The organism is Pandoraea pneumonica (genome assembly GCF_049918595.1).
Lineage (GTDB): Bacteria > Pseudomonadota > Gammaproteobacteria > Burkholderiales > Burkholderiaceae > Pandoraea > Pandoraea pneumonica_A.
Map to the genome: position 1 here is coordinate 780,723 of NZ_JBNCRZ010000002.1, position 15,699 is coordinate 796,421.

Consider the following 15,699-nt stretch of genomic DNA (forward strand, 5'->3'; position numbering starts at 1 on the left):
ACCGGCGATGCGATGATTGAGATTCGCCACATCGACAAAACCTTCGCGGGCAAGGCGCGCAAGTCGGCACCGGTGAAGATTCTCGACGACGTGTCGTTGTCGATTGCCGATCAGGAGTTCGTGTCGATTCTTGGCGCGAGCGGTTGCGGCAAGAGCACGTTGTTGCGCATTGTCGCCGGGCTGGTGCCGCACGACGGCGGCGAGATTCGCGTGGCGGGGCAGCGCGTGTCGCGTCCGGTGCCGGAGATCGGCGTGGTGTTCCAGACGAGCAATATGCTGCCGTGGCTGACCGTGCGTCAGAACCTGTTGCTCGGTACGAGCCTGCGCAAGATTCCCAAGGAAAAGAGCGAGCCGCGTGTGGCGGCGCTGCTCGACATGCTCGGTCTGTCGCAGTTCGCTGACCATCATCCGCACGAGTTGTCGGGCGGCATGCGTCAACGCGCGTCGATCGGTCAGATTCTCGCCTTGGAGCCGAAGGTCTTGCTGATGGACGAGCCGTTCGGTGCACTCGATGCCCTGACGCGCGACAACCTGAACGTCGAGTTGCTGCGCATCTGGCAAGAACATCGGCAGACGGTGTTGCTGGTCACGCACAGCATCGAAGAAGCCGTGTTCCTGTCGGATCGCGTGATCGTGATGTCGGCACGCCCGGGCAAGATCGTCGAAGAAGTGACGATCGACCTGCCGCGCCCGCGCGCACCGCAGACGATCAAGCAGCATCCGCGCTACGCCGGGTATATCGCCCAGCTTTCGCAGCTGATGGGAGTGTATTGATGCCGCCGGTAACGTCTGCTGCGACTGACTGGCAAGTGGTGCGTGAGTTGATGCGCGCGCTCGGGCCGGTGTGGGCGAACGACATTGGCGCCGGGCGGCGCGCTGTACTCGACGCGTACACGCCGCTGCTTGCGAAGTCGAACACCGACGGCTATGACGTGGTGCGTGATCTCGCTTACGGTGCGCACGCACGGCACCGGCTCGACGTGTACCGGCCCAATCCGCTACCCGATGCGCCGATGCCGATCGTCGTCTTCGTGCATGGTGGCGGATTCGTGCGCGGGGACATGAACGCCAACGCGCAGATTTATGGCAACGTGCCGCGCTACTTCGCGCGTCACGGTTGCATCGCCGTGAACGTGGAATACCGGCTGGCACCGGAAGCGGCATTCCCGGGCGGTGCGCAAGATGTGGCAGATGCGATGCGTTGGGTGCGTCAGCACATCGGCGAGTACGCGGGGCCGGGCGGTGCCGACTTGTCGCGCATTCTGCTCATCGGGCATTCGGCGGGCGGCTCGCATGTAGCCAGCTATTTGTGCGATCCGCGGCTGCGTCCTGCCACGCCGGAAGTGGCGGGTACTGTGCTGATCAGTGCGCGCCTGCGTGCAGACGTGTTGCCCGACAATCCGAATGCGCCCGGTGTGGTGGCCTATTACGGTGCGGATGCAGCGCGTTATGAGGCGGACGCGCCCATGGCGCATGCCGATGCGCTGCCAGTGCCTGCGCTGGTCGTCATCGCCGAATTCGAGAATCCCCATCTCGACACGTACGCGCTCGAGTTTTGTCATCGCGTGTCGCAACGCGACAAACGCGCGCCGCGTCTGGTGCAGGTGCGCGATCACAACCACACGTCGGTGGTTGCCCATATCGACACGGGGGACGACGCCCTCGGTCGCGAAATCCTGCAATTCCTGCACGAACTCAACCCATCGCCTTGATGCGGTCCGCGTCTGCCTGAGCTGAACGCTCAGGCAGCGCAACACCTCTCTCCCTACCTCCAAGGAACTGTCATGGTCGATCAAGCATTGACCGGGGCGTTTGCGCCCGTCGTCACGCCGTTTCACGCGGATTTGACGCCGGATGCCCCCCGTTTTCTCGCGCATTGCGAATGGCTGCTGTCTCACGGCGTCGGTCTGGCACCGTTCGGCACGAATAGCGAAGCGAACTCATTGGGCACGCAAGAGCGTATCGCCTTGCTCGATCATCTGATCGACGCGGGGTTGGACACGCGCCGCATGCTGCCGGGTACCGGTTGCTGCTCGTTGCCCGAGACGGTAGCGCTCACACGTCACGCCGTCGAGCGCGGCTGCGCAGGTGTGCTGATGCTGCCGCCGTTCTTCTACAAAGGCATTACCGACGACGGGCTGTATAGCTACTACGCGCGTGTGATCGACGCGGTGGCCGACGCTCGCCTGCGGCTGTACCTCTATCACATCCCCGCGTTGTCGGGCGTGCCGATCACGCTACCTGTGATCGAGCGATTGATTCGCGACTTCCCTGACACCGTCGTCGGTATTAAAGATAGTTCGGGCGATTGGCAGAACCTGAGCGCGATGCTCGATGCATTCCCGGGCTTCGGCATCTTCCCCGCTTCGGAGTCGCTCGTGTCGCGCGCCTCGGCGAAGGGGGCAAAGGGCTGTATTTCCGCAACGGTGAATATCAATCCCGCAGTGATCGGACAACTGTGTCGCGACTGGTCGGATGAAAACGGCCCCGCGTTGCAAGCACAGGCCGATGCGGTGCGCAGTGTCGTGCAGTCGTTCCCGATGATTCCGGCGCTCAAGGCGGTGCTGGCATCGCAACGCGACGATGCGGCATGGGAGCAACTACGTCCGCCGCTCTCGCCGCTGAGCGAGGCACAACACGCGGCACTGCACGCACAGCTCGCGGCGTGCGGTTTCGCGTTGCCGGGCTGATCGGTCATGCGCGGCGCGTTGCGGTATCAAAGTGGACATGGGCGTCGGCGCGCGGTGGCTCGGCGCGCTGGGGCACGCGTACTGGGTGTCGTGCTTGGCATGAGCGCGTACGAGATGTCGCACGCGCAAGTGCAAATTTACGGCTTGCTCACACCTATGACCGATTGGGTCAGCGTGAGCGGACGCCACGTGCCCGCCGGGACCCCGCGTCCGACGCAGGCCCCGGCTGGCCCGATCAACGTGGGTGAGGCGACCAGCACGCGCATGCTGTCGAGCATTTCGTACTTCGGCATGCGCGGTAAGGAAGACCTCGGCGATGGGTATTCTGCGATCTGGCAGATCGAGACGCCGGTGTCCATCGACGGCAAGCAGTCGGGCGTCGCCATTGCAGGCCGCAACACGAACGTGGGGTTGGCAGGGCCATTCGGCACGGTGTTTCTGGGCAACTGGGATACGCCGTACCAATGGTCCACGCTGTCGGTCGGTTCGCCCGTGCGTAATCCGTACACGGGGGACCTGAGCACGATTCTGAGCAACCCCGGGTTCAACGTGCCGAACACGACCTCGCTTTCCGGGCGCACCAACACGTCGGCCGACGCGACGTTCAACCGCCGCCAAGGCAACAGCATTCAGTACTGGACGCCAGATTGGGCGGGCTTGCATCTGCGGTTCTCGTACTCGCCATCGAATGGGAAAGTGGCAACACCAGCAGGGGACATCTCCCCGCAGGTATTCGGCGCAGGTCTCGAATACCTGAACGGACCGCTGCGTGTGCGCTATGCCTACGAGTTGCACAAGGACTACTTCGGCTTGGCATGGTTGGGCGCACCGGCATCGGGCAACCCATCCAATGCGGGTTCAAAGGCGACCGGGTCGAGCGACGACGCGCACAAGGTGCTCATCACGTTCACGTACGCGGGAACGAAATGGGTCGCGGGCTGGGACCGCCTGACGTATCGCACCGACGACGGCACTTTGGGCAACCTAAGTCGTTATCGGCGCGACGCCGTCTACGCGATGGTGCAGCACTGGTTCGGCGGCGGGCGCCATTCCGTGTGGATAGGCGGGGGCTACGCGATGAATGGCTCGTGTTCGCGCACGGGCGGTGTGGCGTGCAGTACCGACGCGCTGGGTGCGACGCAAATGAACCTTGGCTATCGCTATGACTTCTCGAAACGCACAGACGTCTATGTCGCGTATTACCAAGTAATTAACCGTGCGTGGGGCAGCTATGGATTCTCGCCGCGCCCGATCTCCGGCAACGGGGGAAATGCGCCACCGGGCGTGCATTACCGGGGCGTGGGCGTGGGCATCGAACACAGTTTTTGAGCGCGGGTTTTACGCGCAAAAACGGCTGACGTCAGCTATTCCCAAACCCCATACCCACCGACGATTTGTTGATTGTACAGAGCGAAAACGGCTGACTAGACTTGCCATCACGGTAGTGCGCGAATTTCATTCGCATTCCTTATCGATGATGCGATGGCCCGCCACGCAGCAACCTGACGCCGCACAGGCGTGAGTACTGAAAGACAGAAGAACAGGAGACGAAATTGAGTACAACCAAACCGGGCTTCGACAGCATTGTCGAGCGCGAGAAAGGCCTGCATCGCGGCCTGACGAGCGGCCAGTTGTCGATGATCGCCATTGGCGGGGCTATCGGCACGGGGCTGTTTCTGGGCAGCGCCTTTGCGATTGGCTTTGCAGGCCCGAGCGTGCTGCTGAGCTATGCCATCGGCGGCGCAATTGCGCTGTTGCTGATGGGGTGCCTGGCCGAGATGACCGTCAAGCACCCGACCTCGGGCTCGTTCGGCGCTTACGCAGAACACTACATCGGGCCGCTGGCAGGCTTTCTGGTGCGCTACGCGTACTGGTCGTCGATCGTGTTCGCGGTGGGCACGGAAGTCACAGCCATTGCCGTGTACATGAAGTACTGGTTCCCGGCGGTACCGGGCTGGTACTGGATCGTCGGTTTCTCGGCGGGTCTGATCGGTATCAATGCGGCCAGCGTGAAAGTGTTCGGCGCGGTCGAGTATGCGTTCTCGATGCTCAAGATCGTGGCCATCGTCGCGTTCCTGATGCTCGGCGCCTATGTGGTGTTCCGTGCGCCGGTCGAGAGCGGCATCGGCATTGCCAACTACACGTCGCACGGCGGCTTCTTCCCGAAGGGCGCCTGGGGCATGTGGGTGGCGGTGATTGTGTCGATTTTCAGCTACCTGAGTATCGAAATGATTGCCGTGGCGGCGGGTGAGGCACAAGACCCGCAACGCGCAATCACGCAGGCGTTTCGCGCGACCATGTTCCGTCTGGTGTTCTTCTATCTTCTGACGCTGGCGCTCACGCTTGCCATCGTGCCGTGGAATGCGGCGGGCGAAGATGGCAGCCCGTTCGTGAAGGTGATGGCCGCCACGCATATCCCGGGTGCTGCGGGGGTGATCAATCTGGTGATTCTGGTCGCGGCGCTGTCCGCCATGAACAGCCAGCTGTACATCACCACGCGCATGATGTTCAGTCTGTCGCGTGCCGGGTATGCCCCGCGCCGCTTCGGTGAAGTGAGCCGCAATGGCGTGCCGGTCGCAGCGCTCTTGCTGTCGACCATCGGCATCGCACTGGCGGTGGCGCTCAACGTCATGGCGCCGCAAGCGTCGTTCACGCTGATGATGTCGGTGTCGATGTTCGGCGCGATGTTCACGTGGTTGATGATCTTTGTGACGCATCTGTACTTCCGTCGCCGCCACGAGGCGAAATCGCTGTCGTTCCGCATGTGGGGGTATCCGTATGCGAGCGTGACGGGCGCATTGCTGATGCTCGCAACGCTTGTCACGACGTACTTCACCGACGAGTTCCGCATGACGCTGGTCTACGGCGTGCCATTCATCGTGGCGCTGTCAGTGGTGTATTTCATCTGGTATCGCAAGCGTGCCGTGGCTGCCACGGCGGCCGGTGAAATGCAGGGACAAGGGAACTGACGCGCGTCTTCGTTTCCCCTGTGATGTGAAAACCCGGCCAGTCTTACGAGAGCTTGGCCGGGTCGATTTCCAGCGCGGTGCGTGCCTGAACGGCCTGACGCGCTGCGTTGTCGGTGGTTCCCTTAGCGTTGCTGTTGGCCGACTTGCCGGTTTCCTGCTGCATGGCCGACTGCAAGAGCGTCATGAGATTGCTGACGTGCGAGGCCGAGGCGGGCGTGGTGACGTCGCTCACGAGCTTGTTCAACTCATAGCGTTTGACGTTCATCGACTGGTTGGCCGAGCGGGTCGACTGTGCGAGGGCGAGCAAGCCGTCGCGATAGCCGATGTTCGTGGTGCTCTGTGCCGAATCCTGGACCGTCACGTACTCGTAATTCTGCGTCTTCGGGTCGGTCGTGAGATTGAGCGGCACGCCGGGCCAGAGCGAGCGGTGATACGTCGCGCTCAAATCCGCCTGCGTCTGTTGCGAAATGGTGCGGTTGAGCCAGTCTTTGCCGCCGATGGCCGTCTGCTGCGAAATTTGATAGTTGAACCCATCGACTTCGCTCGGGCGCATCGGGTTCGGTGAGCTGTTCGCTTGCGAGATCGATGCCGAGAAGTCGGCTAAACCGCTAAGCGCCGTGCGGTCGGCACCGGACAGCGCAATGCGCGGCATCGACGGTGTTGGCGGGTAATGGCTGTTCAACGCGGAGAACGCCGACTTGAACATGGTCATGAGCGACGCGTCGCCGTTGCCGCGCGTTTGTGCGGCATCGAAGCGCGTCAGCCAAGCGTCGAGCGCATCAGCCTGTGCCTGCTTGCTGCCGACAACCTGAAGATTCGACAGATCGACTTTGACGTCGAACGTGCCTGCCTTGCCGCTTGCACTCAGCGAGCGTTGCGTGGCGTCGGCTTGAAACGAGAACGTTTGCGCGGCGGTGCTGTTGGCACCCAACGTGGCGTTGAAATCGACCGACGTCAGAACTGACGCATCGACGCCCGTCAATCCGCTGAAGTCGACCACTGGCGGTTGTTTCGCCAGCCCGGTGATGGCGCTTTGGAACGCATCGGCCAGTTGGCCGATGGCGTTGCGTTCCGCATCGGTCAGCGTGCCATTGGCGACCGAGAACGACGCCGCGAGGCCGTCGTCGCTACTTCCCAGATTGATGTTGACCTTCGCGCCGCTTGCCGTGGTGATTGTCATGGCAAACCGATTGTCGGCGTGGGTCTGCAACTCCACTTGTTGCACGGCGAGTTCTGCGTCGGTCGCCGCGCCGGTTAAGCCGGAGCGGAGCACGGTCTGGTTGTATGAGGTGCCGCCGTTCGCAATGGCCGTCAACAGACCTGAGCCCAAGTTATCGAGACGATTCCCCAGCGCAGCGGTCGAGACGTTGCCCGACATCAGCAACGAGAGCGGATCCGACGGCGCGTGCTGCCAGATCAGTGACGCGCCGTTGGCCGTGGGCTGGCGGTACGTGGGCCAGTTGGCGACGACGGGGGCGGGTGAGAGCGTGACGCGCGTCGATTCCGCAACGGCGGCGTTGGCATTCTGAACGGCCGACGGCACGGCGCTCGCGGCGGCGCGCGACGCGACCGTGCCAGTGTTCACGGTGCTGAGGACATTCAGAGCGTTCGGACTACTTAAGTTTGTCAGTGACGTCATTAGGGGGAATGGCGGCACGCGCGTGTTGGCGCGCTTCGCAGGGATGGTGCGATGTTTGTAAGCCCCGGTAAGGAAGTGGGGCACCCAAATGGCTTAACGACATATGCCAGTCGTTATTTAGGGGGCCGTCCATGAAATCGACTCACTCGCGAGTGAATTAGATGCGTGAGCTCGTGCGACGAGCCTGCTTGTCACAGGGCGTCGATGCGTGGCATTATGCAACATTGAAAGTTACGTAAACCCGATGCCGAGGGCAAAAATGGATCACAAAGCCAATCAGGAAGCGACGATTGCGATGTTCGACCAACACGCCGCGAACTACGACGACACGTGGCGCGCGATGTCGCCACTACGCGATGCACTGCAACTGGTGATCGGCAATGTGTTTGCCGGGCTGCCTGCGGATGCGCACGTGTTGAGCGTCGGCACGGGGACGGGCGCAGAGATTCTGTATTTTGCTCAGCGCCATCCGGGCTGGCGCTTTACGGCGGTCGAGCCGTCTGCCCCGATGCTCGAAGTGTTTCGCCGGAAGGCCGAGGCGGCGGGGATTGCCCACCGATGCGTGTTCCACTCGGGCTATCTGGACACGTTGCCGCCGGGTGATCCGTTCGATGCCGCGACGTCATTGCTGGTGTCGCAGTTCATCACGGACCCGGACAGCCGTCGCGGCTTCTTCCGCGGCATTGCGGATCGCCTGCGCCCGGGGGCTTATTTGGCGAGTGCCGATCTGGCTTGCGATATGACGTCAGACACGGGTAGGAGCCTGCTCGACGTGTGGTTCAACATGATGTCGGTCGCCCCGGAAGTGCGTGATCGTTCGCGGGAAATGTACGGGCGGCAGGTGGCCGTTGTGCCTCCAGAGTCAGTGAGCGAGATCATCGCGTCAGGCGGTTTCGACTTGCCAGTGCGCTGCTTCCAAAGCGGTTTGATCCACGGTTGGTACGCGCGTCAGGCGCTGGCGGCGTTAGCGGCGTGAGGGCACGATGAGAAGCGATAGCCGACTCTCGCGCATGCTGCACGTGCTGCTGCATATGGCGCGACACGATGCGCCGTTCACGTCCGAGCAATTAGCGCAGATGTTGCGAACTAACCCGGTCGTTGTCAGACGCACGATGGCGGGGCTGCGCGACGCCGGATACGTGCGCTCGGGCAAAGGGCATGGCGGCGGTTGGTCGATTGCTTGCGATCTGCAAGACATCACATTGCTGGACATTCACCGTGCCGTGGGCGGTCCCCATCTTTTCGCCATCGGCGTGGAGAGCGACAACCCCGAATGTGCCGTCGAGCGCACGGTGAACGCGGCGCTCGACGGGGCGTTGCGAGAGGCGGAGGCCATTCTGATTAAGCGTCTCGGTGCGATTACGCTGGCCGATCTGGCGCAGAATTTCGACGCGATCTGCCGAGACGCGGGCTGGCCTCACGCCTAAGCGCTGGCGTAGCGCGACCTACTGCGCTGCGCTCAGTTGCGCCTTGATGGCTGCCTCGGTCTTGTCGTAGTCGCCTTCGCCGAAGTGCGTGTAGACGATCTTGCCGGTCTTGTCGACGAGATAGAAGCCCGGCCAGTACATGTTGTCGTAGGCCTTCCACGTGGCATAACGATTGTCTTGCGCGACCGGGTAGGTCAGGCCGAAACGGCGAATGGCGTCGCGTACGTTGCCGGTGTCGCGCTCATAGGCAAATTCGGGGGTGTGCACGCCCACGACGACCAGCCCCTGATCTTTGTACTTCTGATACCACTGCTGCACGTACGGCAGCGTGTGAATGCAGTTAATGCACGAGTACGTCCAGAAATCGACGAGGACGACCTTGCCGCGCAGTTGCGACAGCGTGAGCGGCGGGCTGTTAAGCCACGTCTCGATGCCGGTGAATTCCGGCGCGACGGTGTTGCGCGCGGGGGCGGCTTGTGAGGGGGCGCTGGCGGCAAGGCCGGTGAGGGCGAGGGCGACAAAGGCACTTCTGAGCAGCGTAAGCATGGCGTGAGTCTCCGTGGGTGATGAGGTCGCTGCCGCGATGGCGGACAGTGAATCGATTCGGTTGAATCAGTGACGCCATTTCACCGCCCACGCGTATCCGGCATGTGTGCGCCACCCCCCATTCCTGCAATGTCATGTATCGGCGTACAAGCCAGATACACAGTGATACAAACCGGTTTTCTGTTTGGGCTATAAAGCAGACATCGAGTGCGCCACAGGTGCGCCCTACCCCATCAACATCAGGAGGCAAGCGATGTCGTCCCAACCGTTACAAGGGTCCTGCCACTGCGGCGCGGTCCGTTTTGAAGTGCAGACGCCGGTGGAACCTGCCGCGCGCTGCAATTGCAGCCTGTGCCGTCGCAAAGGTGCCTTGATGTCACCGGCGTTTCCGGCGGAAAACCTGCACATTCTCAACGGCGAGGATGACCTGACCTGCTATCAGTTCAATACGCGTGTCGCCCGTCATTACTTCTGCAAGCATTGCGGTATCTACACGTTCCACGCGTCGCGCACATCGCCCGGCATGTGGCGGGTGAATATCGGGTGCCTTGAGGGGATCGATCCGTATGCCATCGAGGCGTCGGTTGCCGACGGTCGATCGCTGTCGGTGGTGGAGGATGCATGAGACGCCTGCTGAGTTTGTTCGCGTTTTTGGCGGGCGGCGTGTGTGCGGAACTGACGCATCCGCTGCAATGCAACCTGGCACCCGCCAGCCGGGGAATGCAGCCGGTACCGGAGCGTGGGCGTCGCCGCACGCCGCTGGATCCGAACGGTAAACCTGTGAAAGACTCGTCGCTATAATCGCCCGCATGGACAAAATCGATCATGTGTTGATCGTCGATGACGATCGCGGCATTCGAGAGCTGCTCGCGGATTATCTCGAGAAGAACGGCATGCGCGTGAGCGTCGCCGCTAATGGTCGCGAGATGCGCGCGGTGTTGGCTGACGGTGCGCCCGACCTTATCGTGTTGGACCTGATGCTGCCCGGCGACGATGGTTTGGTGCTTTGCCGCGAGCTGCGCGCGGGCAAGTTCCGGGCGGTGCCGGTGCTGATGCTCACGGCGCGCAGTGAAGAAACGGATCGCATTGTCGGCTTGGAAATGGGGGCCGACGACTACCTTGCCAAGCCGTTTGCCGTGCGTGAGTTGCTCGCCCGCATCAAGTCGGTGCTGCGCCGCACGCGTATGTTGCCGCCGGGGATGCAGATCACCGAGACGGCAGAAGTGCTCGGCTTTGGTGAATGGCAGCTCGATACGACGGCGCGGCATTTGCTCGATACCGACGGCACGCAGGTGGCGCTCAGCGGTGCGGAGTATCGCTTGCTACGCGTGTTGCTCGATCATCCGCAACGGGTGCTGACGCGCGATCAATTGTTGAATCTCACGCAGGGGCGGCAGGCAGATGCGTTCGACCGGTCGATCGATTTGCTGATTAGCCGTTTGCGCCAACGATTGCGCGATGGTGCGCGTGAGCCTCGCTATATCAAGACGCTCCGCAACGAAGGCTATGTGTTTTGCGCGAACGTGACGGTTGTGGCGGCACCGGAATGACTGAAACGACCACAATTCGCCAGACGTTCTGGCATTGGCCGCGCTCGCTCTTTGCGCGTCTGGCGCTGATCCTTTTTATCGGGTTGGCGTTGTCTCAGGGGCTCTCGTTCTGGCTCACCATGACCGAGCGCAATCGCGTGACGTCCAGCATGATGAGCATCTATATCGAGAGCGAAGTGGCGAGCTCCGTGGCGCTACTCGATCATCTCCCTGCGGCCGAGCGCGCGCAGTGGCTGCCGCGGTTGGCGCGGCGCAGCTATCGGTTCGAGCTGGGGCAGGGTGTTCCGGGTGGTCATCCCGATTCGGCGCTCGCAATGCAGGTCGCGACGGTGATTAAGGATGCGATCGGCGTGACGTATCCGCTGACGGTCAATAGCGTGCCCGGGGACCCCGATCGACTGCAAGTGCATCTGCGGCTCACGGACGGATCGCCGCTGACCATCGACGTGTTGCCGATGCCGACGTTGCCGTTGTCCGGTTGGCTTCCGGCTGTGCTGGTGCTGCAACTATTGATGATTGCCGCGTGTTGCTGGCTGGCAGTGCGTTTGGCGACACGGCCATTGAATGCGCTGGCGAAGGCGGCGGACACGCTGGGGCCGGATCTGCGGGCCGAGCGGTTGAACGAGACAGGGCCGTCCGAGGTGGCGAGAGCCGCGCGCGCGTTCAATGCGATGCAGGATCGGATTGGCAGTTACATGACCGAACGCATGCAGATTCTGGCGTCGATTTCGCACGACTTGCAGACGCCGATTACCCGTATGCGCTTGCGTGTCGACACGATGGACGATCAGACGTCAGCGGTTCGTTTACAGCAAGACTTGCGCGAGATGGAAACGCTGGTCAAGGAGGGCGTGACGTACGCGCGCACATTGCATGGTGCGTCGGAAGCGCCTTGTAAGGTTGACCTCGATTCGCTGCTGGAAAGTCTGGTGTATGACTACGTGGATGCGGGGGAGCCGGTGACGCTCGCGGGGCAGGTCGGTCAGCCGATGGTGACGCGTCCGCAGGCGTTGCGCCGTATCGTCGGCAATTTGGTGGATAACGCGATTAAGTACGGCGGTGAGGCGGCGATGGAAGTTTCGACGCACGCACAGGGTGTCGATATCGTGATTCGCGACAAGGGCCCCGGTATTCCTGACGACATGCTTGACGCGGTGTTTGCGCCGTTTGTTCGCTTGGAAACGTCGCGCAATCGCAATACCGGTGGAACCGGATTGGGGCTGGCCATCGCCCGGCAGTTAGCACAGGCGATGGATGCAACGCTCACGTTGCGTAATCGTGAGGAGGGCGGTCTGGAGGCCCGACTTTCGCTGCACTAGCGGTGGCAACGATTAGCGTTTGCCGCGGCCGCCTGCGGGTTTGGTCGCGGTTTTGCCTGAACCCGCTGACTTGCTGGCGGGCTTGTTGCGCCGCTGTTGCGCTGCGTAGCCGAAGGGATTGCCGGGAGCGCTTGCGGTATTGGCGGGCGCACTTGGTGCGCTATGGAATACCTTCGGCTTCTTGGGCTTCTTCGGTTTCTTGATGATCTGGCCCGTCGCGCTGGTTTGCGGCACACGGTGTTCGGCTTCGAAACCCGGTTCTTCCTCGCGGGTCAGCGTCTGCCCGATCAATGCTTCAATCGCGGCCAACTGCGGCGCTTCGTCGGCGCACACGAGCGACACCGCAACGCCACTCGCGCCTGCACGGCCAGTGCGGCCAATTCGGTGCACATAGTCTTGCGCCACGATCGGCAGATCGACGTTAATCACCAGCGGCAGGTCATCGATATCTAGCCCGCGCGCAGCCACATCGGTGGCGACCAACATCCCGACTTCACCGGCTTTGAAACGCTCCAACGCGCGCAGACGCGCGGGCTGCGGCTTGTCGCCGTGAATGGTGTCGACTGAATACCCGGCTTCATCCAGAACGCCCGCCAGATAGTCCACGCCATTGCGCGTTTTCACGAACACCAGCGCGTGCGTCCATTTGTTCTCGGCCACGAGGTGCATGAAAAGGTCGGGCTTGTTCTTCTTGTCGACGGTCACAACCCACTGCTTGATCTTGCTAGCCGTGACGTTGGGCGGGCTGACGCTGATGTTGACCGGATCGCGCAGAATTCCTTCAGCCATCGCACGAATGTCGTCGGTGAACGTGGCGGAGAAGAGCAGCGTCTGGCGCTTCGCGGGCAGGGCGGCAAAGACGGCGTTGAGCTCTCGGGCGAAACCCAGATCAAGCATGCGATCGGCTTCATCGAGCACCAGGGTTTCGACTTGATCGAACTGGACGGCGTTCTGGCGATTGAGATCTAACAAGCGACCTGGCGTGGCAACGAGGACGTCTACACCTTTGCGCAGCTTCATCATCTGCGGATTGATGCTCACGCCACCGTACGCGGCGAGAAAGCGCAAGTTGAGACCTTTGCCATATTCAACGAAGCTTTGCAGCACTTGCTCGGCGAGTTCTCGCGTGGGCACAAGCACGAGAACGCGGGCGCGATTGCTGGAGACGGCTGGGCCTTGTTGCACGAGCCGTTGCAGCAGAGGCAGCGCAAAACCTGCTGTCTTGCCAGTCCCAGTCTGGGCCGCTGCCATCACATCCTTGCCGCTCAGCACAACAGGAACCGCCTTGGCCTGCACCGGCGTAGGTGTCTCGTACTTGATGTCCTGCAAATTGCGCAGCAACGGCTCGATCAGGCCAAGGGAAGCAAAAGACATGGGGAGTTCCGGCGAAAAACCGTCATTTTAACGGCGACTCGCGAAAACCGACGCCAACTTAGCGCGTCATGCCCGAAAGGGCAATCGTTTTTGCCCGAACTACCAATCGCCTCCGTCGGATTTTTCCAAGAGACTAACGTCGGGTTTTCACACCGCTTTGGCCGAGAAGGCCGAGCGGCAGTCAAATCGCCATACCGGAGCGCACCATGTTCACGACGAAGTGTCAGCGTAGCGGCCGAAGTCGGCTGGTCGGCATTGTTGCGTTGGCCCTTTCATGCGTGCCGGCGATGGGGCATGCGCAAAGCGACGAGGAGCTTGCCAAGCAATTGAGCAATCCTGTCGCGGCATTGATCAGCGTCCCGTTCCAGTTCAATTACGACGACAACATCGGTCCCGGCCGCGACGGTCACAAATTTCTGCTGAATTTTCAGCCGGTCGTTCCGATTCAGTTGAATGAGAACTGGAACATCATCTCCCGAACGATCGTCCCGATCACGTCGCAAACCGACATCTCGCCCGGTTCGGGCACGCAAACGGGGCTGGGCGACGTGGTCCAAAGCGTGTTCTTTTCGCCTCGAGCGCCTACGGCGAGCGGTCTGATCTGGGGTGTCGGCCCGGCGTTTCTCGTACCCACCGGCACGTCCGCGCTTTTGTCGAGCCGGAAATGGGGCGCAGGTCCCACAGGCGTTGTGTTGATGCAGTCGCACGGCTGGACGTACGGGCTACTCGCCAATCACATCTGGTCCTTCGCAGGCGAAGGCGACCGCGCATCGGTCTCCTCGACATTCTTGCAGCCGTTCCTCAACTACACGACGAAAGACGCGTGGACATTCGGCCTAGACACCGAATCGACCTATGACTGGCCGCGCCGGCAGTGGACGACCCCGATCAACGCCACCGTAACCAAGCTGATCAAGGTCGGTGGACAGCGGATGAGCATAGGCGGCGGGGTGCGCTACTACGCCGCCAGCCCGGATTCCGGGCCGCATGGCTGGGGTGCTCGGTTGATTGTGACGTTCCTTTTCCCGAAGTGATGTTTTCAGTGGCGCGAGCCAGTGACTTTGTATCGCCACGTATCTTCTGGCGCCTCCGGTACTTGTCATTACACCGGACGGCGTCCCAGACAAACCCCAGATACCTCCAGACGGTGTAATGGCTTCAACGGCGGATCGATGCAGACGCATCGCAAAGCAACCCAACATCCGCGCGTTGCTAGTCCTGAAACCTTTTGGAGAATCACCATGAAAGCACTGATGATCGCAGTTTCCCTGGCCGCCCTCGGTACAGCCGGTGCAGCTTATGCCGCTGGCACTGACGCAGTTTTGACGAGCGCAGGTAATGCCGTTCACGCTTCGCACTGGACGCCGGAAAGCGGCCCGGCGCTTAGCGCGTCGCAAGTGCGCAACCAACTCGTGACGGCCGAAACGTCGGGACAGATTGATCATCTGAACATGACGTTGTACAAGGGCGCGTGAGCGATCGCGATGGCAGCAGGTGGTTGCGAGTGCAGCAACCACCTGCTACCACCAAGAACGAAAAGGGCGGGGCGACATGAAAACCATGTCGCCCCGCCCTTTCTACTTGCGGCGGTGCAGTGCAAAAGCTATCCGGTGCCGTGAATCCTTCAGCGCACACCAGATAACCCTACATCGCCCCTACATCAAGCCAGCGTAATCGTCACGCCGATATTCCCGCGTGTGGCCTTCGAGTACGGGCAGGTGTTATGAGCAGCCTCGATCAACGCTTGCGCCGTGTCGCGCGGCACGCCCGGCAGATTCACCAGCAAGCGAGCTTGCAATGCATACCCGTCACCGATGCGCCCGAGATCCACTTCAGCGTTCACCGACAAATCCTCTGGCAACGTCACCTTAGTGGCCTGAGCTGCCAGTCCAATCGCGCCAATGAAGCAAGCCGACCAACCCGCTGCAAACAACTGCTCCGGATTTGTGCCAGCACCTTTCGAGCCGGGCGATGACAGCGCGATATCGAGCCGTCCGTCATCGCTGCGAGCGGTGCCGTCGCGGCCACCGGAAGTCGTGTGAGTGCGGCCGGTATAAAGAACTTTGTCGAGTTGGGTCATGTGTTGCCTCTGCTGAGTAATGCGCCGTGTGCCGACGCGGGAAACGATGTCGATGCCGGAGCGACCGGCCTGTGCAACATCCACTTCCCGCATTGAACAAAGCGG

17 protein-coding genes are annotated in these 15,699 nt (G+C 61.7%); 13 read left to right on the forward strand and 4 right to left on the reverse strand.

Going from position 1 to position 15,699, the window contains the following annotated elements; all coding sequences use genetic code 11:
* Nucleotides 1–12: 12 nt before the first annotated feature.
* The 5 genes from ACPWR9_RS10035 to ACPWR9_RS10055 all read left to right on the forward strand — a co-directional run bounded on the left by ACPWR9_RS10035 (nt 13) and on the right by ACPWR9_RS10055 (nt 5,659).
* A complete protein-coding gene (locus ACPWR9_RS10035; RefSeq protein WP_217426930.1) occupies nt 13–774 on the forward strand; it encodes an ABC transporter ATP-binding protein in 762 nt (253 codons plus the stop codon).
* The gene (locus tag ACPWR9_RS10040) at nt 774–1,712 is read left to right on the forward strand and encodes an alpha/beta hydrolase (protein ID WP_426297095.1); all 939 of its coding nucleotides are present in this window, start codon (nt 774–776) and stop codon (nt 1,710–1,712) included. Before ACPWR9_RS10035 ends, ACPWR9_RS10040 begins: the two co-directional genes overlap by 1 nt.
* 72 nt (nt 1,713–1,784) lie before the next feature.
* Nucleotides 1,785–2,690, forward strand: coding sequence for a dihydrodipicolinate synthase family protein (locus tag ACPWR9_RS10045; RefSeq protein WP_426297094.1), 906 nt, complete (start codon nt 1,785–1,787; stop codon nt 2,688–2,690).
* 99 nt (nt 2,691–2,789) lie between these two features.
* Nucleotides 2,790–4,019 (forward strand): porin, encoded by a 1,230-nt coding sequence (locus ACPWR9_RS10050; RefSeq protein WP_426297093.1) that lies wholly within the window; start codon nt 2,790–2,792, stop codon nt 4,017–4,019.
* A gap of 224 nt (nt 4,020–4,243) precedes the next feature.
* Nucleotides 4,244–5,659: an amino acid permease gene (locus ACPWR9_RS10055; protein WP_426297092.1), complete on the forward strand. Its 1,416-nt coding sequence runs from the start codon at nt 4,244–4,246 to the stop codon at nt 5,657–5,659.
* 43 nt (nt 5,660–5,702) lie between these two features.
* Here the strand turns inward: ACPWR9_RS10055 and ACPWR9_RS10060 are convergent, their stop codons facing one another.
* Nucleotides 5,703–7,244 (reverse strand): hypothetical protein, encoded by a 1,542-nt coding sequence (locus ACPWR9_RS10060; protein WP_426297091.1) that lies wholly within the window; start codon nt 7,242–7,244, stop codon nt 5,703–5,705.
* A 313-nt stretch (nt 7,245–7,557) separates the two neighbouring features.
* Between ACPWR9_RS10060 and ACPWR9_RS10065 the strand changes: the two genes are divergently transcribed.
* Both ACPWR9_RS10065 and ACPWR9_RS10070 read left to right on the forward strand, forming a co-directional pair.
* Nucleotides 7,558–8,274 (forward strand): class I SAM-dependent methyltransferase, encoded by a 717-nt coding sequence (locus tag ACPWR9_RS10065; RefSeq protein WP_426297090.1) that lies wholly within the window; start codon nt 7,558–7,560, stop codon nt 8,272–8,274.
* Between the two features lie 7 nt (nt 8,275–8,281).
* Nucleotides 8,282–8,725, forward strand: coding sequence for an Rrf2 family transcriptional regulator (locus tag ACPWR9_RS10070; RefSeq protein ID WP_426297089.1), 444 nt, complete (start codon nt 8,282–8,284; stop codon nt 8,723–8,725).
* Nucleotides 8,726–8,743: 18 nt separating this feature from the next.
* Here ACPWR9_RS10070 and ACPWR9_RS10075 read toward each other — a convergent pair whose 3' ends face one another.
* Nucleotides 8,744–9,271: a thioredoxin family protein gene (locus ACPWR9_RS10075; protein ID WP_426297088.1), complete on the reverse strand. Its 528-nt coding sequence runs from the start codon at nt 9,269–9,271 to the stop codon at nt 8,744–8,746.
* 253 nt (nt 9,272–9,524) lie between these two features.
* Between ACPWR9_RS10075 and ACPWR9_RS10080 the strand changes: the two genes are divergently transcribed.
* The 4 genes from ACPWR9_RS10080 to ACPWR9_RS10095 are packed head-to-tail and all read left to right on the forward strand — an operon-like array spanning nt 9,525 to nt 12,140.
* Complete coding sequence (locus ACPWR9_RS10080) at nt 9,525–9,896, forward strand: GFA family protein (protein WP_426297087.1); 372 nt, start codon at nt 9,525–9,527, stop codon at nt 9,894–9,896.
* On the forward strand, nt 9,893–10,072 hold the full coding sequence (locus ACPWR9_RS10085) for a hypothetical protein (RefSeq protein WP_426297086.1): 180 nt from the start codon (nt 9,893–9,895) through the stop codon (nt 10,070–10,072). Before ACPWR9_RS10080 ends, ACPWR9_RS10085 begins: the two co-directional genes overlap by 4 nt.
* Before the next feature lie 8 nt (nt 10,073–10,080).
* The gene (locus ACPWR9_RS10090) at nt 10,081–10,821 is read left to right on the forward strand and encodes a response regulator (RefSeq protein ID WP_426297085.1); all 741 of its coding nucleotides are present in this window, start codon (nt 10,081–10,083) and stop codon (nt 10,819–10,821) included.
* Nucleotides 10,818–12,140, forward strand: a complete 1,323-nt coding sequence (locus tag ACPWR9_RS10095) for an ATP-binding protein (protein ID WP_426297084.1) — start codon at nt 10,818–10,820, stop codon at nt 12,138–12,140. Before ACPWR9_RS10090 ends, ACPWR9_RS10095 begins: the two co-directional genes overlap by 4 nt.
* A 12-nt stretch (nt 12,141–12,152) precedes the next feature.
* Here ACPWR9_RS10095 and ACPWR9_RS10100 read toward each other — a convergent pair whose 3' ends face one another.
* Nucleotides 12,153–13,514 (reverse strand): DEAD/DEAH box helicase, encoded by a 1,362-nt coding sequence (locus ACPWR9_RS10100; protein ID WP_426297083.1) that lies wholly within the window; start codon nt 13,512–13,514, stop codon nt 12,153–12,155.
* A gap of 206 nt (nt 13,515–13,720) precedes the next feature.
* Between ACPWR9_RS10100 and ACPWR9_RS10105 the strand changes: the two genes are divergently transcribed.
* Complete coding sequence (locus ACPWR9_RS10105; protein WP_426297082.1) at nt 13,721–14,548, forward strand: transporter; 828 nt, start codon at nt 13,721–13,723, stop codon at nt 14,546–14,548.
* 207 nt (nt 14,549–14,755) lie between these two features.
* Complete coding sequence (locus ACPWR9_RS10110; RefSeq protein ID WP_426297081.1) at nt 14,756–14,989, forward strand: hypothetical protein; 234 nt, start codon at nt 14,756–14,758, stop codon at nt 14,987–14,989.
* 185 nt (nt 14,990–15,174) lie between these two features.
* On the opposite strand, the gene ACPWR9_RS10115 is transcribed toward ACPWR9_RS10110, so the two are convergent.
* A complete protein-coding gene (locus tag ACPWR9_RS10115) occupies nt 15,175–15,594 on the reverse strand; it encodes an organic hydroperoxide resistance protein (protein WP_426297080.1) in 420 nt (139 codons plus the stop codon).
* Nucleotides 15,595–15,699 lie beyond the last annotated feature (105 nt).